A 16,478-nucleotide genomic window follows, 5' to 3' on the forward strand; every position below is an offset into this window, starting at 1 on the left:
CTTGTTGAAAAAGTGGATACGAAAAAAATCCTCACGATTGTGATGCCAGGAAATGATGACGAATTTGTAATTGACCCGGTTATAAAGGAATTCGAAGATAGAGGAATCGTTTTTATCCTCTCGACAAAATCATCGAAATTGAAGGGCATGAAGTTATGAGTTTCGAATATGTAAATCCAACCCCCTGGGATACACCTCGGGAAAGAGACGATAGAGAAATTCAAAAGATGCTCGAAGCAAAAATTGCAAAACTAAAAGACCCCAAAAATGCGATCTTTAATATTCACGCGCCTCCATATAATACCGCAATTGACCTTGCGCCAAAGTTAGACAAAAACCTAAGGCTTGTTGGCGGTCTTGACGGCGTAAAATTCGTTCATGTTGGTTCTAAAGGAGTAAGAGCAGTAATTGAAAAATACCAACCACTATTAGGGCTCCACGGGCACATCCACGAATCTTTTGGATTTGAAAAAATTGGAAAGACACTTTGTCTGAATCCTGGCTCAGAATATGGAGAAGGATTACTGAGAGGATATATTATCGATATCTCAAGAAGTGGCGTAGAGAATTACTTTAAAATTCAGGGTTAGAGGTGAAAAATGGCTGAAAAATTTGTAAATATGAGCGAGGGGGACTTTGCTAACCTTGCAAAAGATATCGTAGAGAAAGCGAAAGAAAACAATGTCGTTTTAAGGATTTTGGGAGCACTTGCTGTATACATTCACACGGAAGACCCACAAATACAAAATCTCTTTTATACCCTTGAGCGTCTTGGAAAAGACAAACCGCTTTTTACAGATCTCGATACAGTTGCCTATTCAAGACAGCAACCACTTGTTAAAAAATTTTTCGAAACAACCTTAAAATTCAAACCAAATATCTATGTAAATACCCTTTTTGCATATAAGAGAAATATTTTTGAGCACCCTGAGGGACTTTTTGCAGTTGATGTTTTTTACGACAGGCTTGAGTTTTCACATAATGTCGAATTCGGAAATGCACCTGGTAGAGGCCGTCTTGAAATCGACTTTCCAACCATAAGTTTAGCGGATATAGTGCTTGAAAAACTTCAAATCCATAAAATCAATAGAAAAGATATCGTCGATCTTATAATACTTTTCCTTCAACACAATGTTGAAGAGGCACAAAAGGAGCAAACTATTGATGCTTCCTATATTGCAAAAGTTCTTTCAGATGACTGGGGATTTTACTACGATGCGAATATGAACCTCGATAAAGTTAAGGAATTTGCAAAAACGTGTGCTTCAGAGGAAAAACTTACGGAATCGCAACTAAGTGAAATAAATTCTAAGGTAGATTTCCTTAAAGAAGTAATAGAAAAGACTCCAAAAACAAGAAATTTTGAGAATAGAGCAAAAAAGGGAACACAAGTTCCCTGGTATAGAGATGTAGAAGAAGTTGAAAGGTAAACCGTTTAATCTTCCTTAAAGTAAGTCCAATCCTCAAATGCTTGAGGTAAATTATCGATTAACTTTTTAAGTTCTTTGGAGGTAAAATTCGGGTCAGGCTTAATGATGCAGTAAAGTGTATTGTTTTCTCTGTTCACTGCAATGTGCCCTACTCTTTCAGGAGTAAATGTTTCTTCAATAATTTTTTTAAGGCTCATTACATCCTCTTTGTTTTTGTAGTAGGCAACAAAATCAGAATTTCCGATTTTCATATCCTCTTTTGAAAGATCTTTTTCTTTGATGTCTGCACCAAATCTATGGTAAAACTTCCTTACAATGTGAGCATCTCTCTGGATTTTAAACTTTGGAGAGAGAACTATGTAAAGTCTATCCCCACCACGGGTTATAAAGGAAACTGGAAACCATAGTAAACTTTGCCTCGGCAAAAGGGTAAGGGTAAGTTGCATCTCTTTTGCAAACTTATTCTGTAACAGGTATCGTGCTTTAAAACCAACGCTTCCACCAAGATAAATATAATCTTTATCCTTTGGCTGCAATGCCTCTTCAAACCCACGAATATAATTAATCATAAGAAGAGCATTCAATTTTCTTCCTTTATAGAACTGAAGGCTCATTACTCCTGCAACTACAATAAAAATCATAAGCAATGATGGTGACATCTAATTAACCTCCCTATGCAACATAATCTTTATAAAGAGAATAGAGTGCATCTACACCTTGAGGAGAAACTCTTACAAATGGTATTTTCTTTATTTCTACATCTCTAAATTCTCTTTTCATTTCCTCAATTACTTTTTCTTGCTCCTCTACTTTTCCTGCAAGTTCCTCTGGAACATTTTCAAAAACAAGGTATTTATTTAAATATATCCTTCTAAGTTTCATATTGTTAAGTCTAAGCGCTTCCATTATACGCTTACTTTCTGCAAATGCAAGCGTCTCAGCCATAGTAACTATATTAACAAAGTTTTCTTCCGATGAGAACCAGCTCATCAACGCCTGCATATCGCTTTTATATGCAAAAAGCTCCCTCATAACAGGGTCTTCGCTTTCCTCAGTTGGAACTCTTACTTTTTCGCCATCAATTTCTTCTTCAATTGGACCTTTTACATTCTCTACCATTTTTCTTCTTGAAAGAATTCTTCTCCTCATATCGATGAGGCTATTAGTCCATATAATGGAAATCCTTGGCATCGAAAACACTCTAAGCGTAATCCCCGTAGGCGGTGTATCAAAGACAATTATGTCGTATGGTAATGTTAAATAATGCTTTATTGCTTCAAGTGTTGCATACTCCTCAATGCCAGGAGAATTTCTCAAAATATCAAAATACCTATCAATGTTGAGGACTGTAAGGTAACGGTATGTATTTTTCATCTTCTCTGACATTTCTTTTAGATAATTATTAATCATTTCATCAATATCAACTTCAATTGCATCAAGATAATCCGAGACCTTTGTGATATGCCCGAAAACATTTTTGTTGAGGGCATCCCCTAAGTTATGCGCTGGGTCAAGGGACACAACAAGAGTTTTGTTTTTTTCAAAAGACTTGCCGACTGCAAAGGAAGAAGCAACAGTTGTTTTGCCAACACCACCTTTACCTATAAAAAAGTATGTTTTCATTTTTCACCTCAATCAATATCAAAATGTGAGAGGGTCTGCGCAAATATGTCTTCGAGGTCAGCACTTCTCTTGGACATTACTCTTACTTCCCTTTCCATATAAGGAAGTATCCTTAAAACAATGCCAGTTGATGGAAACGGAAGCCCTGAAAACATACTCATAGTAAGAAGTGCAAAGGCATTTTCCAACTCTGCCAATTCATGCTCTATGAGGGAGGTTGCACTCTCCCTCATAGAGATATCGATACCTTTAAAGAAACGTTTGAGAGCCTCGAGGAAATTTTTCATTTCCTTATTTTGCCTTTCCAGTTGCTGTTGCAGGCTTATACTCCTTGTTGTATGACCTGAAGAATCCCACAAGGAGATACACCGCAAGGATAATTTCCACCACAACAAATGCACCAAGGATAGGTTTAATTGCGGCAGCCTGTGTTGGAACAACTTCTATTAGGTACCAAATAAGAGCAACGAAAACCGTGATCCACAGGAATATTGCAGGCACTAAAACAAGTGCAAGAGTACCACCTGACGCCTTCTGGACTCTCTTTGCCCAACTTGCACCTGTAAGAAGTGCAATTGAAGCAAGCATCTGGTTAGTACCGGCAAAGCCTGCCCAGAGTGCAGTATATGCATTTCCACCTTTTGCAATGAGGAAGAAACCGAGTGCTGCTGCAATAATTGAAGCAACCCATCTATTTGCAAGGAAGTCATGCAATCCCTTTGAAACTCCCTTCAAAGGTTCAACAAGTTCCTGGAATGCATACCTTGCAAGACGGTTTGTTGTATCAAGTGTCGTTAATACAAATGAAGAGAGCCACAAACCTCCAAGTACAGTCCCTACCTTATTAGGAACTCCATATGCTGCATTGAGGAGAGCACCAAAAGATTTTGTAAATAGTCCACCTGCACCACCTACAATTGCTTTGCCATCTCCTGTCTTCAGGTTAATAATGAGGTTACCATATTGAGCCATATATGAAGGATTTGTTAGTTGTGCTACATCAAGGCCTGGTTTTGCCTGTGCAATTTTATCTGCAAATCCTTGAATAACGCCAAGTCCAAAACCTGCAATGGATGTAATAACAATGGTTGAAAGCATTCCTTCCATAAACATTGCACCGTATCCTACAAACAAACCTGAAAGTTCATTATCAAGTTGTTTTGATGAGGTGCCTGAGCCAACAATAGAGTGGAAGCCAGAAAGCGCTCCGCACGCAATGACAAGAGGAATTGTTGGCCAGAAAGGTGAAGGAACAGTTGGTGCTACAACATTTGCAGACCAACTTGTGTAGGCAGGCCAATTAAAAGGCTTAAATACAATAAGTGCTGCAATTGCTCCTATGATTACGCCACCCCAGAGGATATAAGAGTTAAGATAATCCCTTGGCTGGAGAAGGAACCATACTGGAAGGGCTGCTGCAAGAATAATGTAAATAAACTGTCCCCAATAAAGTGCATTGAGCGACACTTTCCAGGGGAATACAAATCCAAGCCATATAGAAAGGATCGTTAAGATAACACCAATTGTAGATGAAAGCCAGAAAGGTAGTTTTGTCTTGTAAAGGAGTTGTCCTTCAATAAGTGCTGCAACCATAAATAGTAATGATGCAGTAAGAATTTCTGGAGTGCTGTTTGCAAGAGGCCCAAAGACACCCATAAATGCTGCGATAACAAGGACCATTGCAAAGTAAACATACAACTCAAAGACATACTTTATGTCCTTCCCCATTAATTCTCCTGCAACCCACTGGATGGATTTTCCATCATACCTTACTGATGCCATCAAAGCAAGGTAATCATGGACTGAACCGATGAAAAGGTTTCCAAACCATACCCAGAGCAATGCGGGAAGCCATCCCCAAACCACTGCGATCGCAGGACCTACAATTGGACCTGCACCAGCAATAGATGCAAAGTGGTGACCAAACAAGACAAACTTGTGTGCAGGGACATAGTCCACATTGTCTCTTAGCCTTACAGCAGGAGTTTCCCTATTTGGATCTGCTTTTACAACATTTCTTTCAAGATTTTTACCGTAAGTGAAGTAGAAGAAGAGATAGAAAATTGCACCAATTAATACGGCAATGCCAGTGTACATACTTCACCTCCTTTGAAGTTTTTTAAATTTTTTAAAAATCCTCGAGGCTCTCATATGCCCTCAATAATATTTTACCACAAAAAAAACGATGTCAAGAAATTTTAAATAAAGGTTCAAAATTTGGAATTAAAAGTTGAAAATTCGGAGTCAAAAATCGTTAAAATTTGAAAATCTCCCTGAATTCTTTCTGTCTATGAGGTGAAAGCGGTAATTTATCACCATTCTCCATTTCAATAATATACCTTCCCTTAAACCAGGGGATTATTTTTGAAATTTTCGAAAGGTTTACAAGATACTCCTTATTAATTCTAAAAAATCCAAGCGGAGTAAACCTGCTTTCAGCATTTTGTAGATTAAGTCCCTTAACAGGAAGTTCTTCTTTTCCTTTTTTAACATAAAGCTTACCACTCTCTGTAAAAAAATATGTTATATCACTTAACTTCACAAGCACAAGTTCCTCTTTTAAAGTGCAAACAACAAAATCATCTCTTTTTTCTTCCTTTGAAAGCATCATATTTTTAAGCTTTAGGATTGTCTTAAAAAATCTCCCCTCATCAATTGGCTTTAAAATGTAATCTACAGCTCCAACATCAAAGGCATCGACCGCATATTCTGAATAAGCTGTAACAAAAGCTACGAGCGGAAAATTCTTAAACTCCTTTAACTCTTTTGCAAGTTTCACCCCAGAAATTCCCCCAAGATTTATGTCCAAAAAAACAACATCAACGGGATTTTCCGAAATGAAGTTGAATGCGGTTATTGCATCCTCAAATTCTCCTAAAATTCTAACTTCAGGAAATTTTTGCAAAAGCCTTTTTATTTCTTCTCTTGCAGGTTCTTCGTCATCAACGATAATCGCTCTAATATCCAATTCGGCACCCCTTCCAACGGTATTCCAATAATAACTTTCGTCCCAATGTTTATCTTACTTTTTATTCTAAAAAATGATCTATTTCCATAAAGGTTTAGAATTCTATCTCTAACATTTCTTATCCCAAGTGATTTCTTATTACCCTCAAAAATATTTGAAAGGGTTTCCTCGTCAATACCTCTTCCGTTATCCTCAACAACAAGATAAACATAGTTTCCTCTTCTGTAGGCAGAAATTTTTATGTTTATGCTTCTCTTTGTTAACGAAAATCCATGTTTTACAGCATTCTCAACGATAGGCTGAAGAATTAGAGAAGGTACTTTTACGCTATAAAGATTCGAATCAATATCGAATTCATAGTTAAGTCGATCTTTAAACCTTTCCTTTTCAATTTCAAGGTATGCTCTCACAAGGTCAATTTCTTCAGACAAAGTTGAAAGCGCTTCTTCAGAATCAATGGTTTTCCTTAAAAGAAAGGAGAGTTTTTGGATAAGTTCTCTTCCTTTCTCAGGATCACTTCTAACGATGTAGTTTATCGTATTTAGACTATTAAAAAGAAAGTGAGGATTTATCCTTGATTGCAAAGCCTTCAATTGGAATAGTGTCTTCAATTTTTTTTCTGTCTCCAGTTTATTTAATTCAACCTGAAGAGAGAGTATGTTTGCAAGTCCTTTTGCCATTTCAACATCAAAAGGTGTCATTGTGTTCCGCTCTTTTCTGTATAGTTTAAGAACTCCAAAAACATTTTGAGAAGAATCTTTTAAAGGAACAACCACACCAGACATAAGTGGACACCCATTAATAGGACAACCAACATCAAATTCGTTTTTCATTAGAACTATTCGTCCGGTTTCCAATGCCTTTTGAGTGGAAGTTGTTAAAATTGGTGAAAGTTGTTTGTGGTGGTCGGAGCCTATCCCACGAAAGGCAAGTATCTTCTCTGTATCAGTTATACCTACTGCATCGAGGTTTGTATATTCAAGAATGACCTTCGCAGTCTCGTCTGCCGTTTCCGGGGTAAGACCTTTACTTAGTATAGGAAGTGTTTTCTCTGTAATTTTCAGGACTTTTTCAGCAGTAATTGCGGAAACAAGTTCCTTCTCCATAAAAGATACCTTAATTACCAGTAAAAACAATCCAACACCAACTGCATTTGCAGAAATCATTGGTCCTGAAATCTCTTTAATGAGGGCAAGTGCTTTATCGAAAGGCGGAGATATAAGAAGAACAAGAATCATATGAAAACTTTCAGCAAGAGCAGCAAAAATAAATCCCCAAAGCGGAGAGAAAAACTTTTCTTTCTTTCGTGTATAGAGGAGCCCTGCAAAAGTCCCGTTCAAAATGGTTGCAAGAGCACACGAATTTGATGTAAATCCACCAAGTGAAGCCCTGTGGACACCTCCCATAACACCAGCGATAAGCCCTACAATTGGCCCTCCAAAAAGCCCGCCTGTTATAGCGCCGATATCTCTAATATTTGCAATAGCGTCGTGAGTTTGGATGCCCAATAAAGTTCCGAGTATCGAAATTGCACCGAAAAATATCCCGAGGAGTACCTGTTTCTTGATGGATTGTTCGAGATTAAAAAGCGCTCTTGTGATTGGTGTCTGGCTTAATAAGAATGCAACAGTTATTATGACTGTAAGTGATTGAAACAGCCATATATAAAGCGAAAATTTATTTAAATATAAGTTAACCATCTCTAAATTATACAAAAATATCCTATAATAGGTAAATGGAAAAAATGCGCATAAAAGATATTGAGATTTTGAAGTTTACCTTTAATCCTCTCAGGACAAATTGCTACTTAATAAACTTAGATAACCAATCCATCGTAATAGATCCTTCCAATATGAGTGAAACAGAAACCGAAGAGCTTGTTTCAAATATAAGAAATTCAAATCTACACATATTCAATACCCACGGGCACTTCGACCATATCGCAGGAAATTCAGCGCTAAAAAAATTATTCAAGTATTCGAAAATTATAATTCATAAACTCGATTGTGAGAAACTTTCCGACCCAAAGAAGAATATGTCCTATCTTATGGAGAATGAAATCGTCTCTGAACCTGCGGATGTAGTGATTGATGAAGATTCCGAGTTTTCATTCGGTATCTTAAATTTGAAAGTTGTCCACACACCAGGACACACAAAAGGAAGTGTTTCAATTATTGGTGACGGTTTCGTTTTCACTGGCGACACGCTTCTTGAAGGGACTGTAGGTATTGCAAAGGAATACCCTCACGCATTCGAAGAATTGATAAGTTCTATTAAAGAAAAACTTCTAATTCTGAATGATGACTTTATTGTGCTGGGTGGACACGGAGAGCCCTCGACAATCGGCGAAGAGAAGGCATTTAATCCTTTATTAAGTTAGGCTTTGCAATTTTATAAAAGTTATTTAAAATATTGCGTATGAGAAAAATATTTGGAACAGATGGTGCAAGAGGTATTGCAAATGTAGAAATAACACCTGAGGTTTCGCTCCGAATTGGATTTGCAATTGGAAAAATATTCTACGGAAACGGCCCAATTCTCATAGGAGAGGACACCAGGCTTTCCTCAGAGATGATAAGACTTGCCCTTGCAACTGGCATAATAAGTGCATCAACTGATGTAACAATTGGCTTTGTTATGCCAACACCTGCAGTGTCTCTCCTTTTACGCATTATGAAGAATTTTTCCGCAGGAGCAGTGATTTCTGCCTCACACAATCCTATCGAATTTAACGGAATAAAAATCTTTAATAAAGATGGGTTCAAATTAAGCGATGAGAAAGAAGAAGAAATCGAAAGTCTTATTGATAAAGATATAGAAAGAAGCCCTGTAAATATAGGAAAGGTATTTTATGATGAGAGTATTAGAGACTTTTACATAGATTACATTTCTAAAAGATTTCCATTGAACCTATCTCAGGTTAAGATTGCGCTTGATTTAGCACACGGTGCAACTTATTACACAACCCCGCAAACCCTAAAAAAACTCAACGGGGAATTGTTCCCAATAAACGATACGCCTGATGGACACAGGATAAATGTTGAATGTGGCTCAACACACCCTCAGGTTATATCGAAACATACATTAGAAGTAGGCGCTCATATTGGTATCTCACACGATGGAGATGGAGACAGGGTAATCCTATCAGATGAAAATGGAAGAATCGTTGATGGAGACGACATTATGGTGATCCTCGGAAGGCACTTTAAAAAGAAAGGCCTTCTTAAAAATAATACAATCGTTGGGACAGTTATGACAAATCTTGCAATAGAAAATGCGTTAAAGAAGGAGGGCATCAATTTTGTCCGTGCACCCGTTGGCGATAGGTATGTCCTAAAAAACATGTTAGAATATGGCGCAATTCTCGGAGGAGAACAATCCGGTCACATCATAAACTTGCTTGAAAGCGTTACAGGCGATGGTTTGATAACCGCTTTGAGCGTCCTTGAGGTAATGATAGAGGAGCAAAAACCTCTTTCGAAATTGGTGGAAGGTCTCGAAAGATTTCCACAAATCCTTGTGAATGCGAAGGTAAAGGACAAAAATGTCGTAAATGATGAAAAATTTAAGAAATTCGTGTCCGAGGTTGAAAAAGAATTAAAGAGCGGAAGAATACTTATAAGACCATCAGGCACTGAACCTGTCATACGTATAATGGTTGAAGGCGATAACGAGATAAAGATAAAAGATTTAGCAAATAAAATTAAAGAATTTTTGGAGGCATGAAATGTGCGGAATTGTAGGATACATAGGCGATAAAGAAGCACTTCCAATACTTATAGACGGCTTAAAAAGGCTTGAATATAGGGGATACGACTCAGCAGGTGTTGCAATCCTTGGAGAGGATCTACAGGTTGTTAAAACAGCAGGAAGAATAAAAGACCTTGAAGAGAAACTTAAAGGAGTTGAAATAAAAGGACATCTTGGCATTGCCCATACACGCTGGGCAACACACGGGGTACCAAACGATATTAACGCACACCCTCACTACAGTGAAAGCAAAAATATCGTCGTTATCCATAACGGCATTATCGAAAATTACCTTGAATTGAAAAAGATGCTCATGAAAGAAGGGAAAACATTCAGGACAGAAACTGACACCGAAGTAATCGCCTACCTTATAGAAGAATTCTATGAAGGCGATTTACTCAAAGCAGTTCAGAAGGCAGTATCAATGCTTGAAGGTTCGTATGCTCTTGCAATCTTAAGCAAAGAAGAGCCAAATCACTTCATTGCAGTAAGAAAAGACAGCCCTCTTATCGGTGGTGTTGGCAAAGGCGAAAACTTTGTTGCGTCAGATATCCCAGCTGTCCTACCATACACAAAGGATATAATTATCTTCGAAAACGGAGATATCGTTGATGTTTACAAGGACAGAATGGTTATATATGACAAAAATCTTAATATTGTAGAAAGACCAGTTCATAAGATTGATTGGGATATTACAGATGCCCAAAAAGGCGGATTTAAACACTTTATGTTAAAAGAGATTTTTGAAGAGCCAGAAGTAATAGTAGAAGCAATGAGAGGAAGGATCAAGAACGGAAAAATTGAAGTAGAGGAACTTGACTTTGATAAGACCTATTTACAAAGCATAAACCAGGTCTATTTTGTTGCATGTGGAACGGCATACCATGCAGGTCTTGTTGGCAAGTACCTTACAGAAAAGTATCTTGGAATACCGGCACAAGCAGAGGTTGCATCGGAATTCCGCTACAGATCACCTGTCATTGACGAAAAGACACTTGTGTTTGTCGTAAGCCAGTCTGGTGAAACAGCAGATACACTTGCAGGGCTAAGGCTTGCAAAGGAGAATAGATCCAAAACAATTGGAATAGTAAATGTAGTAGGGTCTTCTGTTGCAAGAGAAGTTGATAAAGTAGTCTATATCCATGCAGGTCCAGAAATAGCAGTTGCATCTACAAAGGCATATGTTGCACAGGTTGAAGTCATAACGCTTTCGATACTCCACCTTGCAAAGATTTTAGGAAAACTCGATAGCACACAGGAACAGAAGTTAGTTGCGGAATTCCTAAAACTTTCAGATTACGCAAAAGAAGTGCTTGATAATAAAGAAGAAATAGCAGGTTTTGTTTCAACAACAAAAAATATAGAAGAGACATTCTTTATAGGCAGAAATCTCGACTTTGCAGTATCCTTAGAAGGTGCACTAAAACTAAAAGAGATTGCCTATGTTCATGCAGAAGGATATCCTGCAGGCGAACTCAAACATGGCCCCCTTGCTCTCATTACTCCAAACTCCCTCACAATTGCAGTCGATACCTACACACCTCTTTCAGATAAAACAATAAGCAATATAAAAGAGGTTAAGGCAAGGGGAGGCAAAGTCCTTGCAATAGCAAAGAAAGATAATGAACGCATTAAAGATGTTGCAGATTCTGTTTTCTATATCTCCCCTGTTTTAGACGACCTTTCCCCGATAGTTACCGTTATGCCACTACAACTTTTTGCTTACTATATGGCAGATGCAAGAGGGCTCGACATAGACAAGCCTCGAAATCTTGCAAAGTCAGTTACGGTTGAATAAGTTTTGTAAGTGTTTTTGGAAGTTAAATTGAAGTAAGATGCTTTTTTGGAAAGTTAAGTGCTTTGCTTTACAAGATTTGAAATTTTAATGAGTTTTTATATAATTTAAAAAATGGAAAATAAAGTTGGCGTACTTGTATTACATGGATTTTTGGGCAATCTGAAAACGATTGAATACCAGGTTCAATTTTTTAGAACCCAGGGTTTTTTAGTTGAAGCACCATCTCTAAGAGGTCATAACACAGTTTACACAGACTTAGACAAAGTTAAATTCACTGACTGGATAGAAGATGCAGAGTCTGCATACAAAAATCTCTCATTAAAAGCAAATAAAGTTTTTGTGTTTGGTCTCTCGATGGGAGGAGCACTTTCACTTCACCTTGAAGCACAACACCCTGAGATTTTAGGTGGAATCCTTGTGAACCATGCTTTGAGTTTATACCCAAACTGGAAATTAAAATTTTTACCTATCATAAAATACTTTGTGAAATACATTTATTCCCCGGGAAGTGATATTAAGGATAAGACGCAAAAAAATCTTGCATATGAATACATACCAACAGGCGCACTCTTAGAGTTTTTGAGACTTATATCCCTTGTAAAAAAGGAGTTACCACTCGTAACTCAGCCTCAACTTATATTCAAGTCAATAGAAGACCATGTGATACCTCAAGACTCAGTTGAAATAACCTTAAAGAGTATCTCATCAAAACAAAAGGAGGTGGTATTTCTTAAAAACTCTTATCATGTTGCAACGGCAGACTTCGATAAGGACATAATCTGTGAAAAGTCTCTTGAATTCATAAATAAAATCCTAAAGGAGGGTTAAATGGAAGAGAAAAAAGTTAAAAGATCAACAGACCTTCGCAAAATTTTTAAATTGGGAATGAGTTCCTTCTCTGATCAACTTTTCTGGGGCATTTATAACACAGATATTCCCATCATTGTGCAGGATATTTATAAATTATCAAACACCTTAACAGGATGGATAATGAACATCGATAACATACTTGGTCTCATTCTTCTTCCTCTCGTTGGAGCTCTTTCCGATAGGACTAATACAAAAATCGGTAAAAGGATGCCATATATATTAGGTGGATTGCTCGGTGGAGCATTCTTCTTCTTTCTTATAGAGTTATTTGCACATTTTAGACTTCCATTTCCATTTGTATTTTTTGCAATATTTTTTGCAGTAACCTCAATGTCAATTCAAAGATCACCTACGATTGCCCTGATGGCAGATATAACGCCTAAAGAGGATAGAGCAGTTGCAAACTCCATCATGAACCTTATGACAGGCATAGGCGGTATCTTTGGAATTCTTGTTGTTGGGATGATCTCCTCGAGAAACAGGCTCTTAGGATTCCTGGTTGCAAGTATTTTTATAGTCATTGGTGCGCTTGTAGTCTTCTTTTCAATTAATGAAAGAAGAGATGCTGTTTACTATTCAGAAGAGAATGTAGAAAAGTTTTCTATTAAAGAAACTGTAAAGTTGCTTTTTGCAAACAAAGATTTTTCTCTTATTGCCCTTCTACTTTCAGTTTTGTTTGGATGGATTGGGATAAACACAGTTGAAACATTCTATACCGCCTATATGGCAATGGAATCGGGGCTTCCTTCAGTGCAGGGCGAGCAACTTGCGAAACTAAACCTTTCGATATTTTTTGTGACATTTATCCTATTTTCTATCCCTGCAGGATACCTCGGTAAAAAATACAAGAGGAAACTCCCAATGGCTGTAGGTCTATTTACCCTTATAATTATTTTCTACATTGTTCTTTCTACGAAAACTTACTCAATACATAAGTATCTTTTTGCACTCGGTGGAATTTTCTGGGACCTCTATATTGTTAACGCAATACCAACTGTAATTGACTTTGGCACAAAAGAAAAACAGGGAACATTCACAGGCTTCTACTATCTTTTCTCACAAACAGGAAATATAATCGCTCCTGTCCTTGCGGGAACTTTTGCAGATATGTTCAAAACTAAATTTGTAATATTCCCAATTTCCGTTGTTGCTTTTGCACTCGCCTTTGTGTCGATTCTATTTATGAAAAGAGTGCCGCTTGAAAATAACTAATTAAAGGCAATAACCAAATAAACCCTTGACAATAATTTAAAAATCTGTATTATTGTTAATAGTGGGGCTATAGCTCAGTTGGTAGAGCGCCTCCTTGGCGTGGAGGAGGTCAGGGGTTCGACTCCCCTTAGCTCCACCAAATTTTTTTATCATAAGAGGTGTTGCATGGAAAAAGAATACAACCCGAAAGAATTCGAAGAAAAGTGGTACAAGTACTGGGAAGAAAATAAACTATTCAAAGCAGAGGATTTTTCCGAAAAGCCCAAGTTTTATATATTGGTAATGTTTCCGTATCCATCTGGGTCTGGTCTACATGTAGGACACTGCAGAAATTACATACCCGCAGATACATACGCACGTTATAAGAGAATGCAGGGCTTTAATGTTCTTCATCCAATTGGATACGATGCATTTGGATTACCCGCAGAAAACTATGCAATAGAACACGGCGTTCATCCAAGGGAATCCACCTATAAAAACATAGAAAACTTTAGAAGGCAACTTAAGATGCTCGGTCTTTCTTACGACTGGGACAGGGAGTTTGCAACTTCAGACCCAGAATACTACAAGTGGACGGAGTGGTTTTTCGAACTCCTCTTCAAGAGAGGACTTGCATATCAAGATAGAAGTTTCCAGTGGTGGTGCCCTCACTGCAAGACAGTCCTTGCAAACGAACAGATTATTGATGGAAAGTGCTGGCGCTGCGGAACACCAGTTGTAAAAAAAGAATTAAAAGAATGGTTTTTCAGGATTACACAATACGCAGATAAATTACTTGAAGGACTGGACAGGATTGACTGGCCAGAGCGAATTAAATCTATGCAGAGAAACTGGATTGGTCGTTCTGAAGGAGCGGAGATTACTTTCAAAGCAATTGGTCCTGATGGAACTGAATATGACCTTCCAGTATTTACAACGAGAATAGATACTATCTTTGGTGTGACTTTTCTTGCAATTGCACCTGAACACCCGCTTGTAATGAAACTGACACGAGAAGACAGGGCTGAAGAGGTTAAAAAATATATCGAGGAAGCCCTAAGAAAATTTGAAACTGACAGGCTTTCAACAGAAAAGGAAAAGACGGGTGTCTTCACTGGATGTTTTGCAAGGAATCCATTTACAAACGAACTTGTCCCAATATATGTTGGCGATTATGTAGTCTATTCATACGGGACAGGCGCAGTTATGGGCGTCCCCGCTCACGATGAAAGAGACTTCCAATTTGCAAAAAAACACAATCTCCCTATAAAAGTGGTAATCTCAAAAGATGGCAAAGAAGTAAGCGAACTTAACGAAGCCTTCACTGAAGATGGCATACTAATAAACTCAGGGGAATTTTCTAATCTTACATCTGAAGAAGCACGTAAAAGAATGACCAGGTATGCAGAAGAACATGGTTTTGGAAAAGGTGTTGTCAGATACAAAATTAGAGACTGGCTTATTTCAAGACAGAGGTACTGGGGTGCACCAATTCCTATTATCCACTGTCCAGAACACGGCGCAGTCCCCGTGCCTGAGGAGGATTTACCAGTCCTTTTGCCAGACGAAGTTGACTTCTCTCCAAGAGATACTGGAGAATCTCCTCTTGCAAACGACCCTGACTTTGTCAATACCACATGTCCTATTTGCGGAAAGCCATCCAAAAGAGAAACTGACACCCAGGATGGTTTTGCATGTTCTTCCTGGTATTTCTTAAGATACGCAGATCCTCACAACGACAAGGCACCTTTTGACAGGGAAAAAGTTAAATACTGGCTTCCTGTTGACCTTTACATAGGTGGTGCAGAACATGCCGTTATGCATTTGCTGTATGCTCGTTTCTATACAAAAGTAATGTACGATGCAGGTCTTATAGACTTCGATGAACCATTTAAGAAACTATTAAACCAGGGAATGATTTTGGGTGCAGACCACCAGAAGATGAGTAAATCCCGAGGAAATGTAGTAAATCCAGATGATGTTATTAAAGAATACGGTGCAGATACACTAAGAGCCTATATACTTTTTATTGGGCCTCTCGATACAGACGCACCATGGAGCACCGAAGGGATAAATGGAGTTAACAGGTTTATTAAGAGAATATGGAACCTATTTGTTCAGTTAGAGGGAGTAAATCCTGACAAGGAAAAGCCTGTCGAGAAAGATATCGAATTAGTGACAGATAAGATGATAGTAAAGATTACCGAACAGATTGAAAGATTCAAGTTTAACACAATGATAAGTAGTTTTATGGAGTGGCTCAATTTTCTCTACAAGGTTGTCCAGGACGATCCTGAAGTTATGGAGACAAAAGCATTTAGAGAGGCAGTTCTAACATTCCTTACAATGATTGCACCCGCAACACCGTTTGTTGCAGAAGAACTCTACCACAGACTTGGATTCAGTGAAAGCATACATACAAAATCATGGCCCAAGCCAAAAGGAATATACAAAGAAGAATATGCAACGATAATAGTCCAGGTTAACGGTAAGTTAAGAGACAAGATTGAAGTTCCCGTTGGAAGTGAACTTGAAGATATACTTGATTTAGTTAAAAAATCTGATAAAATAGCAAGGTTAGGCATTGATTTTGATAAAGCAAAATATGTTTTTGTAAAAGACAAATTAATAAATATTGTTGCTTAGGAGGATAAAATGGCACAACCAAAAAAGAAGACAACGCATTCAAGAAGCAGGATGAGGAAAATTAAAGAAAAACTTGACCCATTAAATCTTGTCGAGTGTCCTCACTGCCACAACCTCATTCCTCCGCATAAAGTTTGCCCTTACTGCGGATACTATGAAGGGAAAGAGGTTGTAAAGATCGAGGCAAAAGAGAAATAGACCT

The 16,478-nt window shown here is 37.9% G+C and carries 16 protein-coding genes and 1 tRNA gene; 11 read left to right on the top strand and 6 right to left on the bottom strand.

Features of this window, described 5'->3' with window-relative positions:
• The 3 genes from JHC30_05660 to JHC30_05670 form a co-directional block, all read left to right on the top strand.
• Positions 1-159, top strand: a 159-nt coding sequence (locus tag JHC30_05660; protein ID MCI4463641.1) for a hypothetical protein, incomplete at its 5' end; no start/stop codon positions are given.
• Positions 156-590: a hypothetical protein gene (locus JHC30_05665; protein MCI4463642.1), complete on the top strand. Its 435-nt coding sequence runs from the start codon at positions 156-158 to the stop codon at positions 588-590. The genes JHC30_05660 and JHC30_05665, both read left to right, overlap by 4 nt.
• A 9-nt stretch (positions 591-599) precedes the next feature.
• On the top strand, positions 600-1,430 hold the full coding sequence (locus JHC30_05670) for a hypothetical protein (GenBank protein ID MCI4463643.1): 831 nt from the start codon (positions 600-602) through the stop codon (positions 1,428-1,430).
• A gap of 5 nt (positions 1,431-1,435) precedes the next feature.
• On the opposite strand, the gene JHC30_05675 is transcribed toward JHC30_05670, so the two are convergent.
• The 6 genes from JHC30_05675 to JHC30_05700 all read right to left on the bottom strand — a co-directional run bounded on the left by JHC30_05675 (position 1,436) and on the right by JHC30_05700 (position 7,721).
• Positions 1,436-2,089 (bottom strand): hypothetical protein, encoded by a 654-nt coding sequence (locus JHC30_05675; protein ID MCI4463644.1) that lies wholly within the window; start codon positions 2,087-2,089, stop codon positions 1,436-1,438.
• Between the two features lie 13 nt (positions 2,090-2,102).
• The gene (locus JHC30_05680) at positions 2,103-3,053 is read right to left on the bottom strand and encodes an ArsA family ATPase (protein MCI4463645.1); all 951 of its coding nucleotides are present in this window, start codon (positions 3,051-3,053) and stop codon (positions 2,103-2,105) included.
• Positions 3,054-3,061: 8 nt separating this feature from the next.
• A complete protein-coding gene (locus JHC30_05685; protein ID MCI4463646.1) occupies positions 3,062-3,340 on the bottom strand; it encodes a hypothetical protein in 279 nt (92 codons plus the stop codon).
• A 4-nt stretch (positions 3,341-3,344) separates the two neighbouring features.
• On the bottom strand, positions 3,345-5,150 hold the full coding sequence (locus tag JHC30_05690) for a carbon starvation protein A (protein MCI4463647.1): 1,806 nt from the start codon (positions 5,148-5,150) through the stop codon (positions 3,345-3,347).
• 157 nt (positions 5,151-5,307) lie between these two features.
• Positions 5,308-6,021 (bottom strand): response regulator transcription factor, encoded by a 714-nt coding sequence (locus JHC30_05695; protein MCI4463648.1) that lies wholly within the window; start codon positions 6,019-6,021, stop codon positions 5,308-5,310.
• Positions 5,967-7,721, bottom strand: a complete 1,755-nt coding sequence (locus JHC30_05700; protein ID MCI4463649.1) for a histidine kinase — start codon at positions 7,719-7,721, stop codon at positions 5,967-5,969. The genes JHC30_05695 and JHC30_05700 overlap by 55 nt, the downstream gene beginning before the upstream one ends.
• Positions 7,722-7,765: 44 nt before the next feature.
• On the opposite strand from JHC30_05700, the gene JHC30_05705 reads away from it, so the two are divergent.
• The 8 genes from JHC30_05705 to rpmF all read left to right on the top strand — a co-directional run bounded on the left by JHC30_05705 (position 7,766) and on the right by rpmF (position 16,474).
• Entirely contained in the window at positions 7,766-8,401 is a 636-nt protein-coding gene (locus JHC30_05705) for an MBL fold metallo-hydrolase (GenBank protein MCI4463650.1), read from the top strand.
• Between the two features lie 38 nt (positions 8,402-8,439).
• Positions 8,440-9,747 (top strand): phosphoglucosamine mutase, encoded by a 1,308-nt coding sequence (glmM, locus tag JHC30_05710; protein ID MCI4463651.1) that lies wholly within the window; start codon positions 8,440-8,442, stop codon positions 9,745-9,747.
• Position 9,748: 1 nt separating this feature from the next.
• Positions 9,749-11,569, top strand: a complete 1,821-nt coding sequence (glmS, locus tag JHC30_05715) for a glutamine--fructose-6-phosphate transaminase (isomerizing) (protein MCI4463652.1) — start codon at positions 9,749-9,751, stop codon at positions 11,567-11,569.
• Positions 11,570-11,680: 111 nt separating this feature from the next.
• Positions 11,681-12,397: an alpha/beta fold hydrolase gene (locus tag JHC30_05720; protein ID MCI4463653.1), complete on the top strand. Its 717-nt coding sequence runs from the start codon at positions 11,681-11,683 to the stop codon at positions 12,395-12,397.
• Positions 12,398-13,651 (top strand): MFS transporter, encoded by a 1,254-nt coding sequence (locus JHC30_05725; protein ID MCI4463654.1) that lies wholly within the window; start codon positions 12,398-12,400, stop codon positions 13,649-13,651. It abuts the gene before it with no gap.
• Between the two features lie 63 nt (positions 13,652-13,714).
• A tRNA-Ala gene (locus JHC30_05730) sits at positions 13,715-13,790 on the top strand.
• Positions 13,791-13,816: 26 nt separating this feature from the next.
• On the top strand, positions 13,817-16,276 hold the full coding sequence (locus JHC30_05735; GenBank protein ID MCI4463655.1) for a leucine--tRNA ligase: 2,460 nt from the start codon (positions 13,817-13,819) through the stop codon (positions 16,274-16,276).
• 9 nt (positions 16,277-16,285) lie between these two features.
• Entirely contained in the window at positions 16,286-16,474 is a 189-nt protein-coding gene (gene rpmF, locus JHC30_05740; protein MCI4463656.1) for a 50S ribosomal protein L32, read from the top strand.
• Positions 16,475-16,478: the final 4 nt, after the last annotated feature.

The sequence above is a fragment of the Caldisericum sp. genome, from assembly GCA_022759145.1.
Classification (GTDB): Bacteria; Caldisericota; Caldisericia; order Caldisericales; family Caldisericaceae; genus Caldisericum.

Coding starts and splice junctions, on each gene's coding strand:
- JHC30_05665 (MCI4463642.1), top strand. CDS start 156: ATGAGTTTCGAATATGTAAATCCAACCCCCTGGGATACACCTCGGGAA.
- JHC30_05670 (MCI4463643.1), top strand. CDS start 600: ATGGCTGAAAAATTTGTAAATATGAGCGAGGGGGACTTTGCTAACCTT.
- JHC30_05675 (MCI4463644.1), bottom strand. CDS start 2,089: ATGTCACCATCATTGCTTATGATTTTTATTGTAGTTGCAGGAGTAATG.
- JHC30_05680 (MCI4463645.1), bottom strand. CDS start 3,053: ATGAAAACATACTTTTTTATAGGTAAAGGTGGTGTTGGCAAAACAACT.
- JHC30_05685 (MCI4463646.1), bottom strand. CDS start 3,340: ATGAAAAATTTCCTCGAGGCTCTCAAACGTTTCTTTAAAGGTATCGAT.
- JHC30_05690 (MCI4463647.1), bottom strand. CDS start 5,150: ATGTACACTGGCATTGCCGTATTAATTGGTGCAATTTTCTATCTCTTC.
- JHC30_05700 (MCI4463649.1), bottom strand. CDS start 7,721: ATGGTTAACTTATATTTAAATAAATTTTCGCTTTATATATGGCTGTTT.
- JHC30_05705 (MCI4463650.1), top strand. CDS start 7,766: ATGCGCATAAAAGATATTGAGATTTTGAAGTTTACCTTTAATCCTCTC.
- glmM (MCI4463651.1), top strand. CDS start 8,440: ATGAGAAAAATATTTGGAACAGATGGTGCAAGAGGTATTGCAAATGTA.
- glmS (MCI4463652.1), top strand. CDS start 9,749: ATGTGCGGAATTGTAGGATACATAGGCGATAAAGAAGCACTTCCAATA.
- JHC30_05720 (MCI4463653.1), top strand. CDS start 11,681: ATGGAAAATAAAGTTGGCGTACTTGTATTACATGGATTTTTGGGCAAT.
- JHC30_05725 (MCI4463654.1), top strand. CDS start 12,398: ATGGAAGAGAAAAAAGTTAAAAGATCAACAGACCTTCGCAAAATTTTT.
- JHC30_05735 (MCI4463655.1), top strand. CDS start 13,817: ATGGAAAAAGAATACAACCCGAAAGAATTCGAAGAAAAGTGGTACAAG.
- rpmF (MCI4463656.1), top strand. CDS start 16,286: ATGGCACAACCAAAAAAGAAGACAACGCATTCAAGAAGCAGGATGAGG.